At 72.1% G+C, this 22945-nt stretch carries 23 protein-coding genes and 1 pseudogene; 22 read left to right on the top strand and 2 right to left on the bottom strand.

Going from position 1 to position 22945, the window contains the following annotated elements:
• Positions 1–62 precede the first annotated feature (62 nt).
• The 15 genes and pseudogenes from secY to glmM form a co-directional block, all read left to right on the top strand.
• Positions 63–1376, top strand: coding sequence for a preprotein translocase subunit SecY (gene secY / locus EF903_RS01870; protein WP_125540840.1), 1314 nt, complete (start codon positions 63–65; stop codon positions 1374–1376).
• Positions 1376–2023, top strand: coding sequence for an adenylate kinase (locus EF903_RS01865; protein WP_125540839.1), 648 nt, complete (start codon positions 1376–1378; stop codon positions 2021–2023). Before secY ends, EF903_RS01865 begins: the two co-directional genes overlap by 1 nt.
• A 97-nt stretch (positions 2024–2120) precedes the next feature.
• Positions 2121–2957 carry a type I methionyl aminopeptidase gene (gene map / locus EF903_RS01860; RefSeq protein ID WP_125540838.1) on the top strand — a complete coding sequence of 279 codons (837 nt, stop codon included), beginning with the start codon at positions 2121–2123 and terminating at the stop codon, positions 2955–2957.
• A 127-nt stretch (positions 2958–3084) separates the two neighbouring features.
• Complete coding sequence (gene infA, locus EF903_RS01855) at positions 3085–3306, top strand: translation initiation factor IF-1 (protein WP_003956442.1); 222 nt, start codon at positions 3085–3087, stop codon at positions 3304–3306.
• A gap of 73 nt (positions 3307–3379) precedes the next feature.
• Positions 3380–3493, top strand: coding sequence for a 50S ribosomal protein L36 (rpmJ, locus tag EF903_RS01850; RefSeq protein WP_003956441.1), 114 nt, complete (start codon positions 3380–3382; stop codon positions 3491–3493).
• 194 nt (positions 3494–3687) lie between these two features.
• Positions 3688–4068: a 30S ribosomal protein S13 gene (rpsM, locus tag EF903_RS01845; RefSeq protein WP_079429308.1), complete on the top strand. Its 381-nt coding sequence runs from the start codon at positions 3688–3690 to the stop codon at positions 4066–4068.
• A 54-nt stretch (positions 4069–4122) separates the two neighbouring features.
• On the top strand, positions 4123–4527 hold the full coding sequence (gene rpsK, locus EF903_RS01840) for a 30S ribosomal protein S11 (RefSeq protein WP_003956432.1): 405 nt from the start codon (positions 4123–4125) through the stop codon (positions 4525–4527).
• A gap of 149 nt (positions 4528–4676) precedes the next feature.
• Positions 4677–5699, top strand: coding sequence for a DNA-directed RNA polymerase subunit alpha (locus EF903_RS01835; RefSeq protein WP_003956430.1), 1023 nt, complete (start codon positions 4677–4679; stop codon positions 5697–5699).
• Between the two features lie 132 nt (positions 5700–5831).
• Positions 5832–6308, top strand: a complete 477-nt coding sequence (rplQ, locus tag EF903_RS01830) for a 50S ribosomal protein L17 (protein WP_114053751.1) — start codon at positions 5832–5834, stop codon at positions 6306–6308.
• Positions 6309–6416: 108 nt separating this feature from the next.
• Complete coding sequence (gene truA, locus EF903_RS01825) at positions 6417–7268, top strand: tRNA pseudouridine(38-40) synthase TruA (RefSeq protein ID WP_125540837.1); 852 nt, start codon at positions 6417–6419, stop codon at positions 7266–7268.
• Between the two features lie 70 nt (positions 7269–7338).
• A complete protein-coding gene (locus EF903_RS01820; RefSeq protein WP_125540836.1) occupies positions 7339–8976 on the top strand; it encodes an ABC-F family ATP-binding cassette domain-containing protein in 1638 nt (545 codons plus the stop codon).
• Positions 8977–9013: 37 nt separating this feature from the next.
• A complete protein-coding gene (locus EF903_RS01815) occupies positions 9014–10300 on the top strand; it encodes a glycosyltransferase family 87 protein (protein WP_312845877.1) in 1287 nt (428 codons plus the stop codon).
• Positions 10301–10538: 238 nt separating this feature from the next.
• On the top strand, positions 10539–10982 hold the full coding sequence (gene rplM, locus EF903_RS01810; protein WP_125540835.1) for a 50S ribosomal protein L13: 444 nt from the start codon (positions 10539–10541) through the stop codon (positions 10980–10982).
• 42 nt (positions 10983–11024) lie between these two features.
• Positions 11025–11540, top strand: coding sequence for a 30S ribosomal protein S9 (gene rpsI, locus EF903_RS01805; RefSeq protein WP_114053755.1), 516 nt, complete (start codon positions 11025–11027; stop codon positions 11538–11540).
• Between the two features lie 125 nt (positions 11541–11665).
• Positions 11666–12985, top strand: a pseudogene (glmM, locus tag EF903_RS01800) (phosphoglucosamine mutase); the annotation flags it as partial.
• Here glmM and EF903_RS01795 read toward each other — a convergent pair.
• Both EF903_RS01795 and coaA read right to left on the bottom strand, forming a co-directional pair.
• Positions 12942–13928, bottom strand: coding sequence for a DUF389 domain-containing protein (locus EF903_RS01795; RefSeq protein WP_125540834.1), 987 nt, complete (start codon positions 13926–13928; stop codon positions 12942–12944). The pseudogene glmM and the gene EF903_RS01795 sit on opposite strands and share 44 nt — an antisense overlap.
• A gap of 15 nt (positions 13929–13943) precedes the next feature.
• The gene (coaA, locus tag EF903_RS01790; RefSeq protein ID WP_221888709.1) at positions 13944–14882 is read right to left on the bottom strand and encodes a type I pantothenate kinase; all 939 of its coding nucleotides are present in this window, start codon (positions 14880–14882) and stop codon (positions 13944–13946) included.
• Between the two features lie 375 nt (positions 14883–15257).
• On the opposite strand from coaA, the gene EF903_RS01785 reads away from it, so the two are divergent.
• From EF903_RS01785 to tsaE, 7 genes are all read left to right on the top strand, one after another.
• The gene (locus tag EF903_RS01785) at positions 15258–15995 is read left to right on the top strand and encodes a hypothetical protein (protein WP_125540832.1); all 738 of its coding nucleotides are present in this window, start codon (positions 15258–15260) and stop codon (positions 15993–15995) included.
• A 113-nt stretch (positions 15996–16108) separates the two neighbouring features.
• Positions 16109–17956, top strand: a complete 1848-nt coding sequence (gene glmS / locus EF903_RS01780) for a glutamine--fructose-6-phosphate transaminase (isomerizing) (protein WP_125540831.1) — start codon at positions 16109–16111, stop codon at positions 17954–17956.
• Positions 17957–17980: 24 nt separating this feature from the next.
• The gene (locus EF903_RS01775) at positions 17981–18349 is read left to right on the top strand and encodes a holo-ACP synthase (protein ID WP_125540830.1); all 369 of its coding nucleotides are present in this window, start codon (positions 17981–17983) and stop codon (positions 18347–18349) included.
• Positions 18350–18384: 35 nt separating this feature from the next.
• Positions 18385–19788 (top strand): NAD(P)H-hydrate dehydratase, encoded by a 1404-nt coding sequence (locus EF903_RS01770; RefSeq protein ID WP_125540829.1) that lies wholly within the window; start codon positions 18385–18387, stop codon positions 19786–19788.
• A gap of 273 nt (positions 19789–20061) precedes the next feature.
• Positions 20062–21210, top strand: coding sequence for an alanine racemase (gene alr / locus EF903_RS01765; protein ID WP_125540828.1), 1149 nt, complete (start codon positions 20062–20064; stop codon positions 21208–21210).
• Positions 21211–21221: 11 nt separating this feature from the next.
• Entirely contained in the window at positions 21222–22430 is a 1209-nt protein-coding gene (locus tag EF903_RS01760; RefSeq protein WP_125540827.1) for an alpha/beta fold hydrolase, read from the top strand.
• Positions 22375–22935: a tRNA (adenosine(37)-N6)-threonylcarbamoyltransferase complex ATPase subunit type 1 TsaE gene (gene tsaE / locus EF903_RS01755; protein ID WP_399419937.1), complete on the top strand. Its 561-nt coding sequence runs from the start codon at positions 22375–22377 to the stop codon at positions 22933–22935. Before EF903_RS01760 ends, tsaE begins: the two co-directional genes overlap by 56 nt.
• The last annotated feature ends 10 nt before the right edge of the window (positions 22936–22945 follow it).

Raw genomic sequence — 22945 nt, 5'->3', positions numbered from 1 at the left:
GTATTCGTCGAACCTCAGACCGTCACCTCTGACGCAGTAGCGCGGGGGTCGCAGGAGGCACCGTGCTCACCGCGTTCGCCCGGGCGTTCAAGACGCCCGACCTGCGCAAGAAGCTGCTCTTCACGCTCGGCATCATCGTGCTGTTCCGGCTCGGGTCCCACATCCCGGTTCCCGGCGTGAGCTACAAGAACGTCCAGATCTGCGTCGACCAGGCCGGAAGCAGCAATGGCCTCTTCGGTCTCGTCAACATGTTCAGTGGCGGTGCGCTGCTGCAGATCACGGTCTTCGCGCTCGGGATCATGCCCTACATCACGGCGAGCATCATCCTGCAGCTGCTGACCGTGGTCATCCCGAAGCTGGAGACCCTGAAGAAGGAGGGCCAGGCCGGTACTGCCAAGATCACGCAGTACACGCGCTACCTGACGGTCGCCCTCGCCATCCTCCAGGGCACCGGCCTCGTCGCCACCGCCCGCACGGGCGCCCTGTTCCAGGGCTGCCCGGTCGCCGCGCAGATCGTCCCGGACCGCTCCGTCTTCACCACGATCGTCATGGTCCTCACCATGACCGCGGGCACCTGCCTCGTCATGTGGCTCGGTGAGCTCATCACCGACCGCGGCATCGGCAACGGCATGTCCATCCTGATGTTCATCTCGATCGCCGCCGGCTTCATCGGCGCACTGTGGCAGATCAAGCTCCAGGGCAAGATCGCCGACGGCTGGGTCGAGTTCGGCGTGGTGATCCTGGTGGGCCTCGCGATGGTGGCCCTGGTGGTCTTCGTCGAGCAGGCGCAGCGCCGCATCCCCGTCCAGTACGCGAAGCGCATGATCGGCCGGCGCGCGTACGGCGGCACCTCGACCTACATCCCGCTCAAGGTGAACCAGGCCGGTGTGATTCCGGTCATCTTCGCCTCGTCGCTGCTCTACATCCCGGCGCTGGTCGTGCAGTTCAGCGGATCCACCGCAGACTGGGCGGTTTGGATTCAAAAGCACTTCGTCACGGGCGACCACCCGTACTACATCGCCACCTACTTCCTCCTGATCGTCTTCTTCGCGTTCTTCTACGTGGCGATTTCGTTCAACCCCGAGGAAGTTGCAGACAACATGAAGAAGTATGGTGGGTTCATCCCGGGTATCCGCGCCGGTCGACCCACCGCCGAGTACCTGAGCTACGTGCTCAACCGGATCACCTGGCCGGGGTCGCTGTACCTGGGTCTGATCGCTCTAGTGCCGACGATGGCGTTGGCCGGCTTCGGAGCGAACCAGAACTTCCCGTTCGGCGGGACGAGCATCCTCATCATCGTGGGTGTGGGTCTGGAAACCGTGAAGCAGATCGAGAGCCAGCTCCAGCAGCGCAATTACGAAGGGTTCCTCCGCTGATGCGTATCGTCCTCGTCGGACCGCCCGGTGCGGGCAAGGGAACGCAGGCCGCGTTCCTTGCGAAGAACCTGTCGATCCCGCACATCTCCACGGGCGACCTGTTCCGGGCCAACATCAGCCAGAACACCGAGCTGGGCCGCCGCGCCAAGGCGTTCATGGACGCCGGCGACCTCGTCCCCGACGAGATCACCATCGGCATGGCCAAGGACCGCATGGAGCAGCCGGACGCCGAGAAGGGCTTCCTCCTCGACGGCTTCCCGCGCAACGTCTCGCAGGCCGAGGCGCTGGACGTGATGCTCCAGGCCGCGGGCATGAAGCTGGACGCCGTCCTCGACCTGGAGGTCGAGGAGGACGAGGTGGTCAAGCGCATCGCCGGCCGCCGGATCTGCCGCAACGACTCGGCGCACGTCTTCCACGTCGTGTACGCGGCGCCGAAGACCGAGGGCGTCTGCGACAAGTGCGGCGGCGAGCTGTACCAGCGCGACGACGACTCCGAGGCCACGGTCCGGACGCGGCTGGAGGTCTACCACACGCAGACCGAGCCGATCATCGACTACTACAAGGCGCAGGGCCTGCTGGTGACCATCCCGGCCCTGGGCGAGGTCGCGGACGTCACGCAGCGCGCGATGGACGCCCTGAAGAAGTAGTACCCCTGTGGTGCAGGTCGGCCGCGGTGTCCGGAGGACGCCGCGGCCGTACTGTTGAGTGAACCCGAAGCAGCAGATCCGAAGGTGGAAGTGCCCCATGGTCCAGATCAAGACCCCCGAGCAGATCGCGAAGATGCGCGAGGCGGGGCTGGTCGTCGCCGCCATCCACGCGGCGACCCGTGAGGCGGCCGTGCCGGGCGCCACGACGCGGGATCTGGACATGGTCGCCCGCAAGGTGATCGCCGACGCCGGGGCGAAGTCGAACTTCCTCGGCTACGGCGGCTTCCCCGCCACGATCTGCACGTCGGTCAACGAGGTCGTCGTCCACGGCATCCCGGACGACAAGACCGTCCTCAAGGACGGCGACATCATCTCGATCGACGCCGGCGCCATCGTCGACGGCTGGCACGGCGACGCGGCCTTCACCGCCTTCGTGGGCACCGGGCACGCCCCGGAGCTCATCGAGCTCTCCCGGGTGACCGAGGAGTCGATGTGGGCCGGCATCGCGGCGATGAAGAACGGCAACCGCCTGGTCGACATCTCCAAGGCCATCGAGGGCTACATCCGCCGCCAGCCGCGCCCGTCCAGCGGCAAGTACGGGATCATCGAGGACTACGGCGGCCACGGCATCGGCTCCGAGATGCACATGGACCCGCACCTGCTGAACTACGTCTCGCGCAAGCGCGGCAAGGGCATCCGGCTGGTGCCGGGCCTGTGCCTGGCGATCGAGCCCATGGTGTCCCTGGGCACCGCCCGGACGGAGGTACTGGCCGACGACTGGACGGTGGTCACCACGGACGGCACCTGGTCCTCGCACTGGGAGCACTCGGTGGCCCTCACGGAGGCCGGTCCGATCGTCCTGACCAGCCCGGACTGCGGCAAGGCGAAGCTGGCGGAGTACGGGGTCACCACGGCCCCGGACCCCCTCGGTTAATGATCTAGACTCATGGGCAAACTTTCCGGATTCGTCTTTCTGGGTGCCCTGACGTAGACTGACTCGTCGGCTTACGTGCATCTCCATGCCCGTGGCCGATCAAGGTAGCCGATTCGAAAGGCGAAGCGTGGCCAAGAAGCAAGGTGCCATCGAGATCGAGGGCACCGTGATCGAGTCCCTCCCGAACGCCATGTTCAAGGTGGAGCTCCAGAACGGTCACAAGGTCCTCGCGCACATCAGCGGCAAGATGCGCATGCACTACATCCGCATCCTTCCCGATGACCGGGTCGTGGTGGAGCTCTCTCCGTACGACCTGACGCGTGGCCGGATCGTCTACCGATACAAGTAGATCTTGCTCTCACTCCTGCCTGGGCGATGGTCCCGGTGCGGGTGGTGGCACTGACCCGGAGAACCTCAGACACATGAAGGTCAAGCCGAGCGTCAAGAAGATCTGCGACAAGTGCAAGGTGATCCGCCGTCACGGCCGGGTCATGGTCATCTGCGACAACCTGCGCCACAAGCAGCGCCAGGGCTGACGCACGCCGACCGACCTGCACTTCGCAGTTCTTCGCGCGACGTAAGAAAACGTACATACGCAGGACCCGCCCAGCCCGACAGGGCCGGCGATACCTCCGGCGGGGGCCGGGGACCCGGACGTACCACCGCCTGTCGGCGGTCGGCGGTCGGGAGCGGTTCTGCGGAAGACCCCCGAACACACAGGAGCCATTGAATGGCACGCGTTTCCGGTGTCGACATCCCGCGCGAAAAGCGTGTGGAGATCGCACTCACCTACGTCTTCGGTATCGGGCGCACCCGGTCCAAGGAGATCCTCGCCGCGACCGGCGTGAACCCGAACACCCGCGTTCGTGACCTGGCCGAAGAGGACCTCGTCAAGATCCGCGAGTACGTGGACGCCAACCTCCGTACCGAGGGTGACCTCCGCCGCGAGATCCAGGGCGACATCCGCCGCAAGATCGAGATCCAGTGCTACCAGGGCATCCGCCACCGTCGCGGCCTCCCGGTGCACGGTCAGCGCACCAGCACGAACGCACGTACCCGCAAGGGCCCGCGTCGCGCGATCGCCGGCAAGAAGAAGCCGGGCAAGAAGTAGTCCTGTTCAGCGGTCTTGCGCTGTAGGACCGACCACCTCCCGTAGGAGTTTGACATGCCCCCCAAGGGTCGTCAGGGCGCTGCCAAGAAGGTGCGCCGCAAGGAAAAGAAGAACGTCGCTCACGGGCACGCCCACATCAAGAGCACGTTCAACAACACGATCGTCTCGATCACGGACCCCTCGGGCAACGTGATCTCCTGGGCCTCCGCCGGCCACGTCGGCTTCAAGGGCTCGCGCAAGTCCACCCCCTTCGCCGCGCAGATGGCCGCCGAGTCGGCCGCCCGCCGCGCGCAGGAGCACGGCATGCGCAAGGTCGACGTCTTCGTCAAGGGTCCCGGCTCCGGCCGTGAGACCGCGATCCGCTCCCTCCAGGCCACCGGCCTCGAGGTCGGCTCGATCCAGGACGTCACCCCCACCCCGCACAACGGCTGCCGTCCGCCGAAGCGCCGCCGCGTCTGACGCAGGCCGCGCCTGTGCGTCCTTGAGTGTCCGGGCGGTACGACCCCCTTCGGGGGCCGTGCCGCCCGTACCCTTGCAGCACCGGCCGTCCTCCCGGACGGCACCTGTCGGGCGTCAAATAGTGGGCGTCCACGACTGAAGGAAAAGACATGCTTATCGCTCAGCGTCCTTCGCTGACCGAAGAGGTCGTCGACGAGTACCGCTCCCGGTTCGTGATCGAGCCGCTGGAGCCGGGCTTCGGCTACACCCTCGGCAACTCCCTGCGCCGTACCCTCCTGTCCTCGATCCCGGGTGCCGCTGTCACCAGCATCCGCATCGACGGCGTCCTGCACGAGTTCACCACCGTGCCGGGCGTCAAGGAGGACGTGACCGACCTCATCCTCAACATCAAGCAGCTGGTCGTCTCCTCGGAGCACGACGAGCCCGTCGTGATGTACCTGCGCAAGCAGGGCCCCGGCCTGGTCACCGCCGCCGACATCGCGCCCCCGGCCGGTGTCGAGGTGCACAACCCGGACCTGGTCCTCGCCACCCTGAACGGCAAGGGCAAGCTGGAGATGGAGCTGACCGTCGAGCGCGGTCGCGGCTACGTCTCCGCCGTCCAGAACAAGCAGGTGGGCCAGGAGATCGGCCGCATCCCGGTCGACTCCATCTACAGCCCCGTGCTCAAGGTCACCTACAAGGTCGAGGCGACCCGTGTCGAGCAGCGCACCGACTTCGACAAGCTGATCGTCGACGTCGAGACGAAGCAGGCCATGCGCCCGCGCGACGCCATGGCGTCCGCCGGCAAGACCCTGGTCGAGCTGTTCGGCCTGGCCCGCGAGCTCAACATCGACGCCGAGGGCATCGACATGGGCCCGTCCCCCACGGACGCCGCCCTGGCCGCCGACCTGGCGCTGCCGATCGAGGAGCTGGAGCTCACGGTCCGCTCCTACAACTGCCTCAAGCGCGAGGGCATCCACTCCGTGGGTGAGCTCGTCGCCCGCTCCGAGGCCGACCTGCTCGACATCCGCAACTTCGGTGCGAAGTCGATCGACGAGGTCAAGGCGAAGCTCGCCGGCATGGGCCTGGCCCTGAAGGACAGCCCGCCCGGGTTCGACCCGACCGCCGCCGCCGACGCGTTCGGCGCGGACGACGACGCCGACGCCGGCTTCGTCGAGACCGAGCAGTACTGATCTGCCGCCGCCGGCGGCCGGGGCCCCGCCCCGACCGCCGGCGGTTTCACGAAGACTTCCCCGCGGCGGCCGCCGCGGGGGAACTGACACCGGTACCTGACACGGCCGGTGCAGATACGAAGGAGTAACACCATGCCGCGTCCCGCCAAGGGTGCCCGTCTGGGCGGCAGCGCCGCGCACGAGAAGCTTCTCCTCGCGAACCTCGCGAAGGCGCTCTTCGAGCACGGCCGCATCACGACGACCGAGGCCAAGGCCCGCCGCCTGCGCCCCGTCGCCGAGCGTCTGATCACCAAGGCGAAGAAGGGCGACATCCACAACCGTCGCCTGGTCCTCCAGACGATCACGGACAAGAGCATCGTCCACACGCTCTTCACCGAGATCGCCCCGCGCTTCGAGAACCGCCCCGGTGGTTACACGCGCATCACCAAGATCGGCAACCGTCGCGGCGACAACGCCCCGATGGCGGTCATCGAGCTCGTCGAGGCCCTGACCGTGGCCCAGCAGGCCACCGGTGAGGCCGAGGCCGCCACCAAGCGTGCGGTCAAGGAGGCCGAGGCTGCGGAGGCCAAGGCCGCCGACGCCGACGCCGAGGAGACCAAGGAGGCCTGATCCCCCGGGATCCCTCCTGCCTGAACGGCTCCGAGCGGGCCCGCCCCTTTCCCGGGGGCGGGCCCGCTTCTGCTTGTGTGTGAAGAGAAGCCTGAGAGGATCGGTCACGTGAGTGACGAGGTGGAGCCCGGGCACGTCCGGGTACGGCTGGACCTGAGCTACGACGGGACGCAGTTCTCCGGGTGGGCGAAGCAGCGGACGCTGCGGACCGTCCAGGGGGAGCTGGAGTCGGCCCTGCAGACCGTGATGCGGCTGCCCCACCCGGTCGAGCTGACCGTGGCCGGGCGGACCGACGCCGGCGTGCACGCCCGCGGCCAGGTGGCCCAGTTCGACCTGGCCGCCGAGGTGTGGGCCGAGCACGGCGACAAGCTCCTGAGGCGGCTCGCGGGCCGCCTGCCGCACGACGTCCGCGTCTGGCGGGTCGCCGAGGCCCCCGCCGGGTTCAACGCCCGCTTCTCCGCCGTCTGGCGCCGCTACGCCTACCGCGTCGGGGACCACCAGGGCGGTGTCGACCCGCTGCGCCGCAGCCACGTCCTGTGGCACCCGTGGCCGCTGGACGTCGAGGCCATGAACGAGGCCTCCGCCGAGCTGCTCGGCGAGCACGACTTCGCGGCCTACTGCCGCCGGCGCGAGGGCGCCACCACCATCCGCACCCTCCAGCAGCTGTCCTGGGAGCGCGGCGCGGACGGCATCGTCACCGCCACGGTCCGGGCCGACGCCTTCTGCCACAACATGGTGCGCTCCCTGGTCGGCGCCCTGCTGCACGTCGGGGACGGGCACCGGCCCGCCGACTGGCCGGGCAAGGTCCTGCGGGCAGGCGTACGGGACTCCTCCGTGCACGTGGTCAAGCCCCACGGGCTCACCCTGGAGGAGGTCGGCTACCCCGCCGACGAGCTGCTGGCCGCCCGCAGCCGCGAGGCCCGCAACATGCGCACCCTCCCCGGCGCCGGCTGCTGCTGAGCGCCCCGTCCGCCGCCGCGGCGGCCCGCCCCCGTAATCCGTTTGGGCGGACCGCCCCGGGGCCGCGAGAATGCCCCGCATGGGACACCTCGAAGCCGGCCACCTGGAGTACTGCCTGCCCGACGGGCGGGTGCTGCTCCCCGACGTCTCCTTCCGGGTGGGGGAGGGGTCCGTCGTCGCCCTCGTCGGGGCGAACGGGGCCGGCAAGACCACCCTGCTGAGGCTGCTCGCCGGCGAGCTCCAGCCGCACGGCGGCTCCGTCACCGCCACCGGCGGCCTCGGGGTCATGCCGCAGTTCGTGGGGTCCGTACGGGACGAGACGACCGTGCGGGACCTGCTCGTGTCGGTGGCGCGGCCGCAGATCCGGGAGGCCGCGCGGGCCGTCGACCGCGCCGAGCACCTGATCATGACGGTCGACGACGAGGCCGCGCAGATGGCGTACGCGCAGGCCCTCAGCGACTGGGCGGACGTCCAGGGGTACGAGGCGGAGACGCTCTGGGACGTGTGCACCACGGCCGCGCTGGGCGTCCCGTACGACAAGGCGCAGTTCCGCGAGGTGCGCACGCTCTCCGGCGGCGAGCAGAAGCGCCTGGTGCTGGAGGCCCTGCTGCGCGGGCCGGACGAGGTGCTGCTGCTCGACGAGCCGGACAACTACCTCGACGTGCCCGGCAAGCGCTGGCTGGAGGAGCAGCTGCGGGCCACCCGCAAGACGGTGCTGTTCATCAGCCACGACCGGGAGCTGCTCTCCCGGGCCGCCCAGAAGATCATCGCGGTGGAGCCGGGCGTCGACGGCTCGGACGTGTGGGTGCACGGCGGCGGCTTCGACACCTTCCACGAGGCCCGCAAGGAGCGCTTCGCGCGCTTCGAGGAGCTGAAGCGGCGCTGGGAGGAGAAGCACGCGCAGCTGAAGAAGCTGGTGGTCACGCTGCGGCAGGCGGCCGCGGTCAGCCACGAGATGGCCTCCCGGTACGCGGCCGCCCAGACGCGGCTGCGGAAGTTCGAGGAGGCCGGCCCGCCGCCGGAGCCGCCGCGGGAGCAGGAGATCCGGATGCGGCTGAAGGGCGGGCGGACCGGTGTCCGCGCCCTGACCTGCAAGAACCTGGAGCTGACCGGCCTGATGAAGCCCTTCGACCTGGAGGTCTTCTACGGGGAGCGGGTCGCCGTGCTCGGTTCGAACGGCTCGGGCAAGTCCCACTTCCTGCGGCTGCTGGCGGGGGACCGGGAGCGGCCTGTCGCCCACACGGGTGAGTGGAAGCTCGGCGCCCGCGTGGTCCCCGGCCACTTCGCGCAGACGCACGCCCACCCCGAGCTGTTCGGCCGCTCGCTCGTCGACATCCTGTGGACGGAGCACGCCAAGGACCGCGGCGGCGCCATGTCGGTGCTGCGCCGCTACGAGCTGGAGCGCCAGGGCGACCAGCCGTTCGACAAGCTGTCGGGCGGGCAGCAGGCCCGCTTCCAGATCCTGCTGCTGGAGCTGGCGGGGACCACGGCGCTGCTGCTGGACGAGCCGACGGACAACCTGGACCTGGAGTCGGCGGAGGCGCTGCAGGACGGGCTGGAGTCGTACGAGGGCACGGTCCTGTGCGTCACCCACGACCGGTGGTTCGCGCGGACATTTGACCGCTTCCTGGTCTTCGGTTCGGACGGTGTGGTGCGGGAGACTCAGGAGCCCGTCTGGGACGAACGTAGGGTCGAACGGAAGCGCTAGGGGGCGGCCGCCCCGGGGCGCTCGATCGGGAGGCGTTGTGCGGCTGCGGCCTGGCACCTGGCTCAGGAATTGGGATGTCCGCGACCGGGCCGCGCGGCGCCGCGCGGCCCGCCGGCTGCTCCTGCCGGCCTCGCCGCCGTGGATCGCGCTCTGCGCGGCGGTGGTCGTCGGGATCGCCGTCTCGACGAGCCTGAGGCCGGGCTGGGGTTCGGACAACGCCTTCGTGGTGAAGGCCGCCGACACGCTGCTGGCCGGGGGCTCCCCGTACGAGGACAAGCGGTTCCTGTACCTGCCGAGCGCGGTCCTCATGGCCGTGCCGGAGGCGCTGCTGCCGGTGCCGGTGCTGCGGTGGGTGCTCCCGCTGGGCATGTCGGCGCTGCTGGCGGCCGGCTGGTGGGCCGCGCTGCGGCTCTTCTCGGTGCCGGCCCGCTCCCGCTTCGCGGTCGGCGGGTTCGCCCTGCTGGCGGTCGGTTTCCGGCCGTACGGGAACCTCGTGCTGATCGGGAACTGGACGGCCGTCTCGGCGGCCGCGCTGCCGCTCGCCCTGCTGCTCGCGCACCGGCGGTCCTGGACGGCCGCGGGGCTGGTGGTGGGGGTGGCGATCGCCTGCAAGCCGATGCTGGTGCCGCTGGGGCTGCTGTTCGTGCTGGCGCGGCGCTGGCGGGGGCTTGCGGTGGCCGTGGCGGTGCCGCTGGGCCTGTCGCTGGCGGGGGCGCTGCTGATGCCGAGCCCGTCGCTGTTCTTCACCAAGACGCTGCCGTTCCTGCTCCAGGGGCAGGACTCCTATGCGCTGCCCTGGGACGCCTCGCCGATCGCGGTGCTGCCCCGGCTGGGCGTGCCGGAGCCGGTGGCGGTGCTCCTCGCGGGGCTGGGGGCCGCGGGCGGCCTGTGGGCGGCCCGGTGCCGCTGGCGGCGGGAGGACGACCGGGACGGGGGCGAGCTGCGGCTCGCGGAGACGGCCTGCATGGTGATGCTCGCCGCATTCCTGGTGTCGCGGCCCTCCTTCGACCACTACCTGCTGGTGGTGGTTCCGCTGCTGCTGGCCTCGGCCGTGCGCGCGGGGTCCGCGCCGCGCTCGCCCTGGTTCTGGGCGGCGGTGTTCCCGCAGGCGGCGGGGGTGCCGTGGCCCTCGCAGCTGGAGGCGAAGCGGCGGGCGTTCAAGGACTGCTTCACGCTGTGTGTGCTGGCGGTGACGCTGATGCGGCGGTGCCTGCGCCCGGCCCGGGTTAACCTGGTGGGCGTACGGATCGCAGGGACCCCTCCGGGGCCCGGAGCCAAGCGCACGGCGGAGCCCGCGGAGGCGGGTTCCCGAGCTGCGTTTTGACCCTTCCGGGGCACCGCGGGTATTCTGCTGGTTCGTTATGCGTATTGGCTTGCTCATTCTCACGTGAAAGGGCCTTACGCCGGTCCACCGGGCCGATGACCAGCGGTGCACACGGGTTGCGTCCCCGTAGTGCACCAGGGCTGTCGTGATCGTCCGTGGTGGCCTTGTCAGGACCCTTCCCTTCGGGCCGCGAGGCTCGGGGGAGAACCCATCACTGAAGAAGCGAAGGCATACGACCGTGCGTACGTACAGCCCCAAGCCCGGCGACATCTCGCGCCAGTGGCTCGTCATCGACGCCCAGGACGTCGTCCTCGGCCGTCTGGCGACCCAGGCCGCTGCCCTCCTCAAGGGCAAGCACAAGCCGACCTACGCCCCCCACATGGACATGGGCGACTTCGTCATCGTCATCAACGCCGACAAGGTCCACCTGTCCGGCAACAAGGCGACCCAGAAGATGGCCTACCGCCACTCCGGCTTCCCGGGCGGTCTGCGCTCCGTGCGCTACGACGACCTGCTGGCGAACAACCCGGAGAAGGCCGTCGAGAAGGCCGTCAAGGGCATGCTCCCCAAGAACTCCCTGGGCCGTCAGATGCTCTCGAAGCTGAAGGTCTACTCGGGCGACCAGCACCCGCACGCTGCCCAGCAGCCGGTGCCGTTCGAGATCACCCAGGTCGCGCAGTAGTTCCGGCCACCCCCTAAGACGTAGAGAATTCTGAGGAGCATCGTGGCCGAGACCACCGCCGAGACCCCCGTCGACGAGTTCGAGGGCGTCGAGGAGTACACCACCGAGTCCGAGGTCGTCGCCGAGGGCGACTACACCTCCGAGTCCCTTGCCGGCCGCTTCGGCGACCCGCAGCCGGCCGCCGGCCTGGGCCGTCGCAAGAACGCCATCGCCCGCGTCCGGATCGTTCCGGGCTCCGGCAAGTGGAAGATCAACGGTCGCACCCTTGAGGACTACTTCCCCAACAAGGTGCACCAGCAGGAAGTCAACGAGCCGTTCAAGCTGCTCGAGCTCGACGGCCGCTACGACGTCATCGCCCGCATCGCGGGTGGCGGCGTCTCCGGCCAGGCCGGCGCCCTGCGCCTGGGCGTCGCCCGTGCGCTGAACGAGGCGGACGTCGACAACAACCGCCCGGCGCTGAAGAAGGCCGGCTTCCTGTCCCGCGACGACCGTGCGGTCGAGCGCAAGAAGGCCGGTCTGAAGAAGGCCCGTAAGGCTCCGCAGTACAGCAAGCGCTAATCTGCGCCTGCTGTTCAGCACCAACCGCCCCGGCGGCACTCTCCGTGCTGCCGGGGCGGTTCGTTTACCGCCACAAGCGGAATAACTAGCGGTCTCAAGCGAAGCGCGAACGTGGGAGGACAACTGTGGGACGACTCTTCGGGACGGACGGTGTACGCGGCGTCGCCAATGCGGATCTGACGGCGGAGCTCGCGCTCGGCCTCTCCGTGGCGGCAGCCCACGTGCTGGGCGAGGCGGGCACCTTCGAGGGCCACCGCCCCACCGCGGTGGTCGGCCGCGACCCGCGGGCCTCCGGCGAGTTCCTGGAGGCGGCGGTCGTCGCCGGCCTCGCCAGCGCGGGCGTGGACGTCCTGCGCGTCGGTGTGCTGCCCACCCCGGCGGTGGCGTATCTCACCGGTGCGCTGGGTGCCGACCTCGGCGTGATGCTCTCCGCGAGCCACAACGCGATGCCCGACAACGGCATCAAGTTCTTCGCCCGCGGCGGCCACAAGCTCGCCGACGAGCTGGAGGACCGCATCGAGTCCGTCTACGAGGAGCACCGCACCGGCGCGCCCTGGGACCGGCCCACCGGTTCCGGCGTCGGCCGCGTGAGCGACTACGACGAGGGCTTCGACAAGTACGTCGCCCACCTCATCGGGGTGCTCCCCAACCGGCTGGACGGGCTGAAGATCGTCCTGGACGAGGCGCACGGCGCGGCCGCCCGCGTCTCGCCCGAGGCCTTCGCCCGGGCGGGCGCCGAGATCGTCACGATCGGAGCCGAGCCGGACGGCCTGAACATCAACGACGGCTGCGGCTCCACCCACCTGGACCTGCTCAAGCAGGCCGTGGTCGAGCACGGCGCCGACCTGGGCATCGCCCACGACGGGGACGCGGACCGCTGCCTCGCGGTCGACGCCTCGGGCGCCGAGGTCGACGGGGACCAGATCCTCGCCGTCCTGGCGCTGGCCATGCGCGAGGCCGGCTCGCTGCGCGGCGACACGGTCGTCGGCACGGTGATGTCGAACCTGGGCTTCAAGCTGGCCATGGAGGCCGAGGGCATCCGGGTCGTGCAGACCGGCGTCGGCGACCGGTACGTGCTGGAGGCGATGAAGGAGCACGGCTTCGCGCTGGGCGGCGAGCAGTCCGGCCACGTGATCATCCTGGACCACGCGACGACCGGCGACGGCACGCTGACCGGCCTCATGCTGGCGGCGCGGGTCGCGGCGACGGGCCGGCCGCTGGCCGAGCTGGCGGGCGTCATGCAGCGGCTGCCGCAGGTGCTCGTCAACGTCCGCGACGTCGACCGGACCAAGGTCGCCACCTCCGGCGAGCTGGCCGCGGCCGTCGTCGACGCCGAGCGCGAGCTCGGCACCACCGGGCGGGTGCTGCTGCGCCCGTCGGGCACCGAGCCGGTGGTCCGCGTCATGGTGGAGGCCGCCGACCTGGAGCAGGCCCGCGCGGTGGCGTGCCCGGCGGCCGGGTCATCCGGTGCCGCCGGGTGCGCCACAGCAGTTTCCAGCCCAGCAGGGTCAGCGTGCCGGCCAGCACGATCCCGGACAGGTTCAGCGCCAGCTGCACGGCCGAGCCCCACATCTGGGGGATGTCCCCGAAGCTCAGCGCCAGGGCCGCGTTCGCCGCGGCGGGTACCGTGGTCACCGAGATCGCGACGCCGACGAGGGCGCCGGCCTTCGCGGACGTCAGCGACAGCATGCCGGCCGTGCCGGCGAGCAGCGCCACGATGAAGGAGAACGGGTCCGGCTGCCAGACGAAGCTGGTGTTGGGGCGCGGCGCCTCCAGCATCGACGCGTCGATCTGGCCGATCGCCGTCATGCCGAGGCTGAACAGGGTCGTCACCGCGATCGCCGCGGCGAACCCTACGGCGAGGGCGTTCGCCGAGCGCGCCGCGAGGCGCGGAGCGCCGCGCACGAGTCCCGTGCAGACGCCGGCGAGGGGCCCGAACTCCGGGCCGACGGCCATCGCGCCGACGATCAGCACGGCGTTGTCGAGGGCCACGCCGCAGGCCGCGATCATCGTGGCGACGGCGAGGAAGACCAGGTAGGTGTAGGTGAGGGTGGAGTCCTCGTGCGTCGCGTCGGTCAGCTTCTCCCAGAGCACTGCGTCGGCCGCCTCGCCGGGGGCCTCCTTCTCCGCGCGCCCGGCCCGGTCGGACAGCGACAGGTCGATGTCCTCGACGGCGATCGAGCCGTCCCGGTCGATGCCCAGCGCGCGCAGGCCGTACAGCAGCCCGTCCCCGGCCTCGCGGGCCACGTCGCACAGCACGAGGTCGCCGGCCGGCTCGCGGGCGGCCCCCGGGAGGACGGCCACGTGCGTGGTGCCGACCGTCCGCCCGATCAGCTCCAGGACGGCGTCGGTGCGGTCGGGCGGGGTGATCATCCGTAGGTGCAGCATCCCCGCACCGTAGCCTCAGAGCTTGCGCAGGCTCAGTTTCTGCACTTTGTGGTCGGCTCCCTTGCGGACGACGAGGGTGGCGCGGCCGCGGGTCGGGGCGACGTTCTGCAGCAGGTTCGGCTTGTTGACCGTCCGCCACATCGTCTTCGCGTACTCCAGGGCCTCCTCCTCGGAGACCTGCGTGTACTTGCGGAAGTAGGACGAGGGGTCCTGGAAGGCGGTCTCGCGCAGCTTGCGGAAGCGGTTGAGGTACCAGCGCTCGATGTCCTCGGCGCGCGCGTCCACGTACACGCTGAAGTCGAAGTAGTCGGCGAGGCCGACCCTGGTCCGGCCGTCCTTGCCGGGAAGGGCCGGCTGGAGGACGTTCAGCCCCTCCACGATCAGGATGTCCGGGCGGCGGACGACGAGCCGCTCGCCGGGCACGATGTCGTAGATCAGGTGGGAGTACACCGGGGCGGTGACCTCGTCCTTGCCGGCCTTGATGTCGGCGACGAAGCGGGTCAGGGCCCGGCGGTCGTAGGACTCGGGGAAGCCCTTGCGGGAGGTGAGGCCGCGCCGCCGGAGCTCCTCCATCGGGTAGAGGAAGCCGTCGGTGGTGACGCGCTCGACGCGGGGGTGCTCGGGCCAGCGCGCGAGCAGCGCCTGGAGCAGGCGGGCCACGGTGGACTTGCCGACGGCGACGGAGCCGGCGACGCCTATGACGAACGGGGTGCCCTGCTGGCTGCCGTGGCCGTTGCCGCCGGCGTCGCCGAGGAAGGTGTTCAGCGCGCCGCGCAGGTTGCTGGTGGCGCCGACGTACAGGTTGAGGAGGCGGGAGAGCGGCAGGTAGACGTCGCGGACCTCGTCCAGGTCGATGACGTCGCCGAGGCCGCGCAGCCGCTCGACCTCCTCGGCCGTCAGGGGCAGCGGCGTCCGCTCGCGCAGCGCGCTCCACTCGGCCCGGGTCAGGTCCACGTACGGGGAGGCCTCGGTCCGGCGCGGGGTGCGCTCGGGCCGGCCGGGGCGCTCCGTCCCGCAGTCCGGGTCCGGCGTGCTGCTTCGTGGCGGCGAAGTGATCACACTCCATTGTCGGGGCTGGGGGCCGTGCGTGGGTGGTGGGGTCGGTCACGTGGCGCAGGGGCGGGTTTCGGTCTCACTGCTGTCACGATCACGTCGCAGGGCTTTATTCATGGCGGTGCTGTCGGAGCGAGCACGTAGATTTCCGATCAAGAACGCTTCCGGGCGGGTTCTTCCACGGGGAGTGGTGCCGCGCCGGACCGTTCCGCATCGTTTCGCAACCGCTTCCGGGGGAGTTCCACCGTGCGCAGCACCTTCGTCCGTCGTTCTGTCATGACCGCGTCCGCCGTGTCCCTGGCCCTGCTCGCCACCGCGTGCGGCTCGTCCGACTCCAAGGGCGAGGGCAAGGCCGACGCCCCGGCCCCCGCCGCCTCCTCGGCGGCCCCGGCCGCCAAGGGCAAGACCGACGCCGAGCTGGCCGGCGTGATCGTGAAGCAGGCCGACCTGCCCGACCACCTGGTGAAGGAGGCCACGGCCGCCGAGGCCGCGGCCGGCGCCGCCGCCACCAGCGACAAGCCCGACTGCCTGCCGCTGGTCAAGGCCCAGTCGATGGCCCCCGTGGGCAAGGCGGCCGGCACCGCGCGGACCAAGGCCGTCGCCAAGCCGAAGGACGGCGCCGGCGGCACCCCGGACGACAAGATGAAGGCGATCATGGACGCGCTCGGTGCCAACGCCACCGCCGTCACCCTCTCCTCGTACGACGGCAAGGGCGCCGAGGAGGCCTTCGCCGCGCTGAAGAGCGCGGGCACGGCCTGCGCCGCCGGCTACGGCGTCACCCAGGACGGCGAGTCGGCCAAGGTCACCAAGGTCGCCCCCGGCACGCCGGTGACCGCGGGCGACGAAGCCCTCGCGTACACCGTGGAGGCCGACTCCGACGGCGTGAAGGTCTCGACGCAGCTGGTCGTCGTACGCAAGGCCAACACCGTGGCGACCTTCTCGGCGCTCAGCCTGAGCGGCACCGCCGAGCAGCCGAAGGCCGTCGTCGACGCGCAGGTCAAGAAGCTCGGCTGACCCGCAGGGCTGTTCGAAGCACGTCAACCCCGCTCCGGCGCATTCGCCGGGGCGGGGTTTTCGTCTCGTCCGGGTACGGGACGGGGCGTCAACTCGGGCGTACGCTGCGCGCTATGTGCGGAATTGTGGGTTACGTAGGAGCGCAGTCGGCGCTCGATGTGGTCATCGCCGGACTCAAGCGGCTGGAGTACCGCGGCTACGACTCGGCGGGCGTCGCCGTCGTCGCCGATGGGGAGCTCGTCTCGGCGAAGAAGGCCGGGAAGCTCGTCAACCTGGAGAAGCAGCTCGTCTCCCATCCGCTGCCGCCCGGCTCCACCGGGCTCGGCCACACCCGGTGGGCGACGCACGGCGGCCCCACCGACGCCAACGCCCACCCGCACCTGGACAACACGGGCCGGGTCGCCGTCGTCCACAACGGCATCATCGAGAACTTCGCCGCGCTGCGCGCCGAACTCGAAGACCGCGGGCACCGGCTGGACTCCGAGACCGACACCGAGGTCACCGCCCACCTCCTGGCCGAGGAGTTCGCGGCGGCCGGGGACCTCGCGGAGGCCATGCGCCGGGTGTGCCGGCGCCTGGAGGGGGCCTTCACCCTGGTCGCCGTCCACTCCGACGTGCCGGACACCGTCGTCGGCGCGCGCCGCAACTCCCCGCTCGTCGTCGGCGTCGGCGAGGGCGAGAACTTCCTCGCCTCCGACGTGGCCGCGTTCATCGCGCACACCCGCTCCGCGATCGAGCTGGGCCAGGACCAGGTCGTGGAGCTGCGCCGGGACGGCGTCACCGTCACCGGCTTCGACGGCTCGCCCGCCGACGTCCGCGCCTACCACGTCGACTGGGACGCCTCGGCCGCCGAGAAGGGCGGCTACGACTACTTCATGCTCAAGGAGATCGCCGAGCAGCCGAAGGCCGTCGCCGACACCCTCCTCGGCCGCATCGACGCGAGCGGCTCCCTCACCCTCGACGAGGTGCGCATCCCCGCCTCCGTGCTCCGCGAGGTCGACAAGGTGGTGATCGTGGCCTGCGGCACGGCCTACCACGCCGGCCTCATCGCCAAGCTGGCCATCGAGCACTGGACGCGGATCCCCTGCGAGACGGAGCTGGCGAGCGAGTTCCGCTACCGCGACCCGATCCTGGACCAGCGGACGCTCGTGGTGGCCATCTCGCAGTCCGGGGAGACCATGGACACGCTGATGGCGCTGCGGCACGCGCGCGAACAGGGCGCGAAGGTGCTCGCCATCTGCAACACCAACGGCTCGACGATCCCGCGCGAGTCGGACGCCGTGCTGTACACGCACGCCGGACCGGAGGTGGCCGTCGCCTCGACCAAGGCGTTCCTGACCCAGCTGGTGGCCTGCTACCTGGTCGCGCTCTACCTCGGCCAGGTGCGCGGCACGAAGTGGGGCGACGAGGTCGGGGCGGTCGTCCGCGAACTGTCCGACATCGCCGGGGCGGTGGACGCCGTCCTGGAGACCATGGAGCCGGTGCGGGCGCTGGCGCGGTCCCTCGCCGACAAGAACACCGTGCTGTTCCTCGGCCGGCACGTCGGCTACCCGGTGGCCCTGGAGGGCGCGCTCAAGCTGAAGGAGCTCGCGTACATGCACGCCGAGGGCTTCGCGGCGGGCGAGCTCAAGCACGGGCCGATCGCGCTGATCGAGAAGGACCTGCCGGTGGTGGTGGTCGTGCCGTCGCCGCGCGGGCGCTCCGTCCTCCACGACAAGATCGTCTCGAACATCCAGGAGATCCGGGCGCGCGGCGCGCGGACCATCGTCATCGCCGAGGAGGGCGACGACGCGGTCGTCCCCTACGCCGACCACCTGGTCCGCATCCCGGCGACGCCGACGCTGCTCCAACCGCTGGTGGCGACGGTGCCGCTCCAGGTGTTCGCGTGCGAACTGGCCACGGCGCGCGGCAACGAGGTGGACCAGCCGCGTAATCTCGCGAAGTCCGTGACCGTGGAGTAGGAGAGAGAGCGGGGGGTCGCCGTCGTGATCATCGGCGTGGGGATCGACGTGGCGGAGATCGAGCGCTTCGGCGTGTCGATGGAGCGGACGCCGGGCATGGCCCAGCGGCTGTTCACCGAGTCGGAGCTGGTGCTGCCGAGCGGCGAGCGGCGCGGGATCGCCTCGCTCGCCGCCCGGTTCGCGGCGAAGGAGGCGCTCGCCAAGGCACTCGGCGCGCCCGGCGGCATGCTGTGGACCGACGCGGAGGTGTACGTGGAGGAGACGGGGCAGCCGCGGGTGCGGGTACGGGGCACCGTCGAGGCGCGGGCGGTGCAGCTGAACGTGAAGTCCTTCCACCTCTCGCTCAGCCACGACGCGGGCGTCGCCTCGGCCGTCGTCATCGCCGAGGGCTGACGGCCGCGGCACCGCCGATCGGGCAGGCTGGGCCCATGCGTACTGCTTACAGCGTGGAGAACGTCCGGGCCGCGGAGCGGCAGGCCATGGCGCGGCTGCCGGAGGGCGCCCTGATGCAGCGTGCGGCGGCCGGGCTGGCCGCCGCCTGCGCGGGCCTGCTGCCGAAGGTGTACGGCGCCCGGGTCGTCCTGCTCGTCGGGCCCGGCGACAACGGCGGCGACGCCCTGTACGCGGGCGCCCGGCTGGCCCGGCGCGGCGCCGCGGTGACCGCGGTCCCCGCCGAGCCCGGCCGGGTGCACCCGGCCGGGCTGGCGGCCCTGCGCGCCGCGGGCGGCCGGCTGTCCGCCGCCGTGCCGGACCGCGCGGACCTCGTCGTGGACGGCCTGCTCGGCATCGGCGGGCAGGGCGGACTGCGCCCGGCCGCGGCGGCGCTGGCCGAGCGGATCCCGCCCGGCGCGCCCGTCGTCGCCGTGGACCTGCCCAGCGGGGTGGACGCGGACACCGGGGAGGTCGCCGGAGCGGCCGTACGGGCCGACACCACCGTCACGTTCGGGGCGTACAAGCCGGGCCTCCTCGTCGACCCCGGCGCAGCCCTCGCCGGGGAGGTGCGGCTGGTGGACATCGGCCTGGACCCCGCCGCGCTCGGCACCCCGGCCGCAGCCGCCCTGGAGGACGCCGACCTCGCGACCCTCCTGCCGCGGCCCGGCAAGGCGAGCGACAAGTACAGCCGCGGCGTCGTCGGCGTCGTCGCCGGATCGGCGCAGTACCCGGGCGCGGCCGTCCTGGCCGTGGAGGGCGCGCTGCGCGGCGGAGCCGGAGCCGTGCGCTACGTCGGCCCCGCGCACGAGGAGGTGCTGGCCCGCCACCCGGAGACGCTGATCGGGCGGGGCCGCGTACAGGCCTGGGTGGTCGGGCCCGGCCTCGGCGGCGACCGGGCCGAGGAGGCGGCGCGGGCGCTGGCCGAGCCGGTGCCGGTGCTGGTGGACGCGGACGGGCTGCGCGGCCTGGACCCGGCGGTGCTGCGCGCCCGCACCGCGCCGACCCTGCTGACGCCGCACGCGGGGGAGGCGGCCGCGCTGCTCGGCGTGCCGCGCGCGGAGGTGGAGTCCGGGCGGCTCGCGGCCGTTCGGGAGCTGGCGGGCCGGTTCGGGGCCGTGGTGCTGCTGAAGGGCTCGACAACGCTGGTGTGCGACGGCCGCGGGCCCGTCCGGGTGAACCCGACCGGGACGCCCTGGCTCGCCACGGCCGGCAGCGGCGACGTCCTGTCCGGCCTCGCCGGCTCCCTCCTGGCGGCCGGGCTGCCGGCCGCCGACGCGGCCTCCGCGGCGGCCTATCTGCACGGCCTGGCCGCCGGGCGCGCCGCGGCCGGCGCCCCGCTGCTCGCCCAGGAGGTGGCCGCGGCCCTGCCCGCGGCCTGGCGGGCGGTGCACGGGTCCTGACCCGCCGTCGGCCCCGGGCCGCGGCCGGGAAGCTGCCGGGCCGCGACCCCGGCCCCGCACCCCGCCGCGTCACCGGCCCGCGCACGCACGGCCGGTGCGCACCGCGGGCCCTCCGCCGCGCGGTGCGCCGGCACCGCCCCCCCCGCGACCCGGCAGCCCTCCAGGCCGCCGCCCCCTCCGCGAGTCCCGCCGCAGGTCCGGGCAGGTCGACTGTGACAGGGCCGGTACACGCCCTGCGGTCGGCCCGGGACGGCCTCTGAGAGACTGGGGGCGATGAACGAGACACCGACGCGCGTGTACGCCGAGATCGATCTGGACGCGGTACGGGACAACGTGCGCGCCCTGCGCGCACGGGCGCCCCGGTCCGCGCTCATGGCCGTGGTCAAGGCGGACGCCTACGGGCACGGTGCCGTCCCCTGTGCCCGCGCCGCGCTGGAGGCCGGCGCCGCCTGGCTCGGCACGGCCACCCCCCAGGAGGCGCTCGCCCTGCGCGCCGCCGGGATCGACGCCCCCCTGCTGTGCTGGCTGTGGACGCCGGGCGGGCCCTGGCGCGAGGCCGTCGAGGCCGGCATCGACGTGTCCGTCAGCGGGATGTGGGCCCTGCGCGAGGTGCAGGACGCCGCCCGGGCCGCGGGCCGCCCCGCCCGGATCCAGCTGAAGGCCGACACCGGGCTCGGCCGGGCCGGCTGCCAGCCCGCCGACTGGGCCGAGCTGGTCGGCGCGGCCGCGGCCGCCGAGGCCGCGGGCACCGTGCGCGTCACCGGGATCTGGTCGCACTTCGCCTGCGCCGACGAGCCGGGGCACCCCTCGATCCCGCTCCAGCTCACGGCCTTCGGGGACATGCTCGCGTATGCCGAGAAGGAGGGCCTGGAGCCCGAGGTCCGGCACATCGCCAACTCCCCGGCGACGCTCACCCTCCCCGAGAGCCACTACGACCTGGTGCGCTGCGGCCTCGCCGTCTACGGGGTGTCGCCCGCGCCCGAGCTGGGCACCTCCGCGGAGCTGGGCCTGCGTCCCGCGATGTCGCTGAAGGCCTCCGTCGCCCTGGTCAAGACGGTGCCCGCCGGACACGGCGTCAGCTACGGCCACCACTACACCACCGACGCCGAGACGGACCTGGCGCTGATCCCCGCCGGGTACGCCGACGGCGTCCCCCGGCACGCCTCCGGCCGGGGCCCCGTCGCGGTCGGAGGAAGGATTCGCCACATCGCCGGCCGCGTCGCCATGGACCAGTTCGTCGTCGACCTCGGCCGCGACCACGGCCCCCTGCGCGTCCGTCCGGGCGACGAGGCCGTCCTCTTCGGCAGCGGCGAGCACGGCGAGCCCACCGCCGAGGACTGGGCACAGGCGGCGGACACGATCGCCTACGAGATCGTCACCCGCATCGGAGCGCGCGTGCCCCGCGTCTACCGCAACGGCTGAGTGGGGACCGCGTGAGCGAGAACTGGCGCAGGGCCGGCTGGGCCGGGGCCGTGATCGGCGTGGTGGCCGCCGGGGCGGCGGCCGGCGTGGCCGTGGAGAGGATCACCGTCGGGCGGGGCGTGCGCCGCAAGGCGCGCCTGGCGCTCGACGCCGCCGGCGACTACGGCTCCCTGCGCGGCACCCCCGGCGCCGCCTACGCGGAGGACGGCACCGAGCTGCACTACGAGGTGGAGGAGCCGGCCCCGGACGCCAAGCGGGCCCGCCCGGGGCTGCGGCCCAGCACCGAGCCCGCCCCGACCGTCGTGTTCTGCCACGGCTACTGCCTCGCCCAGGACGCCTGGCACTTCCAGCGAGCCGTCCTGCGCGGGACGGTCCGCGCCGTGTACTGGGACCAGCGCAGCCACGGCCGCAGCGCCCGCGGCTTCGCCCAGGCCGACGGCGAGCCCGTCACCATCGACTGCCTCGGCCGCGACCTGAAGGCCGTCATCGACGCCGCCGCCCCCGAGGGCCCGCTCATCCTGGTCGGGCACTCCATGGGCGGCATGACGATCATGGCGCTGGCCGACCAGTACCCCGACCTGGTCCGCGACCGCGTCGTCGGCGTCGCCCTGGTCGGAACCTCCAGCGGCCGCCTCGGCGAGGTGACGTACGGGCTGCCCGCCGTCGGGCTCGGCGCGGTCCGGCGCATCCTGCCGCCCGTCCTGAGGGTGCTCGGATCGCAGGTGGAGCTGGTGGAGCGGGGCCGCCGGGCCACCGCCGACCTCTTCGCCGGGATGGTGAAGCTGTACTCCTTCGGCGCGCCCCGCGAGGTGGACCCCGGGGTCGCGCGGTTCGCGGAGCGGCTCATCGAGCACACCCCGATCGACGTGGTCGCCGAGTTCTACCCGGCCTTCCAGGCCCACGACAAGACGGAGGCCCTCCAGCGCTTCGGGGACATCCCGGTCACCGTCATCGCCGGCGACCACGACATGATCACGCCCGCCGCGCACAGCCAGGCCATCAAGGACGCCCTCCCCGCCGCGGAGCTCGTCGTCCTGGAGAGGGCGGGGCACCTGATGATGCTGGAGTACCCGGAGACGGTGACGGCGCTGCTCCTGGAGCTGTTCGCCCGCACCGGCGCGGTGCCCGCAGCGGCTAACGTTGGCGGACATGGAAGACGTACCGCTGGAAGCCCCCCGCAGCCCGGTGCCGCAGCCGGGTCCGGGACCGCAGGGACCTGAGGCCGCCGCCCGCGCCCGCATCACCGTCGACTCGCCCGGGGCGATGCAGGCCCTCGGCCGGAGCATCGCCGGACTGCTGCGCCCCGGCGACCTCGTGCTGCTGACCGGGGAGCTCGGCGCGGGCAAGACGACGCTGACGCGCGGGCTGGGCGAGGGGCTCGGCGTGCGGGGCGCGGTGACCTCGCCGACGTTCGTGATCGCCCGGGTGCACCCGCCGCTGGGGGCCGGGCCGGCGCTGGTGCACGTGGACGCGTACCGGCTGGGCGGCGGGCTCGACGAGATGGAGGACCTGGACCTCGACGTGTCGCTGCCCGAGTCCGTGGTCGTCGTCGAGTGGGGCGACGGCAAGGTGGAGGAGCTCTCCGACGACCGGCTGCACGTGGTGATCGCGCGGGCCGTCGGCCACGAGGAGGTCCTCGACGACGTACGGGAGGTCACCGTGCACGGAGTCGGAGCCCGCTGGGCCGCGCCGGACGCGCTGGCCGGGCTGGGGGCTGCGGGCTGAGGCGCGGCCC

Source organism: Streptomyces sp. WAC05292 (assembly GCF_003949955.1).
Lineage (GTDB): Bacteria > Actinomycetota > Actinomycetes > Streptomycetales > Streptomycetaceae > Streptomyces > Streptomyces globosus.
The sequence above is the reverse complement of the archived record's forward strand: the minus strand, read 5'-3'. Positions and strand labels throughout refer to the sequence as shown.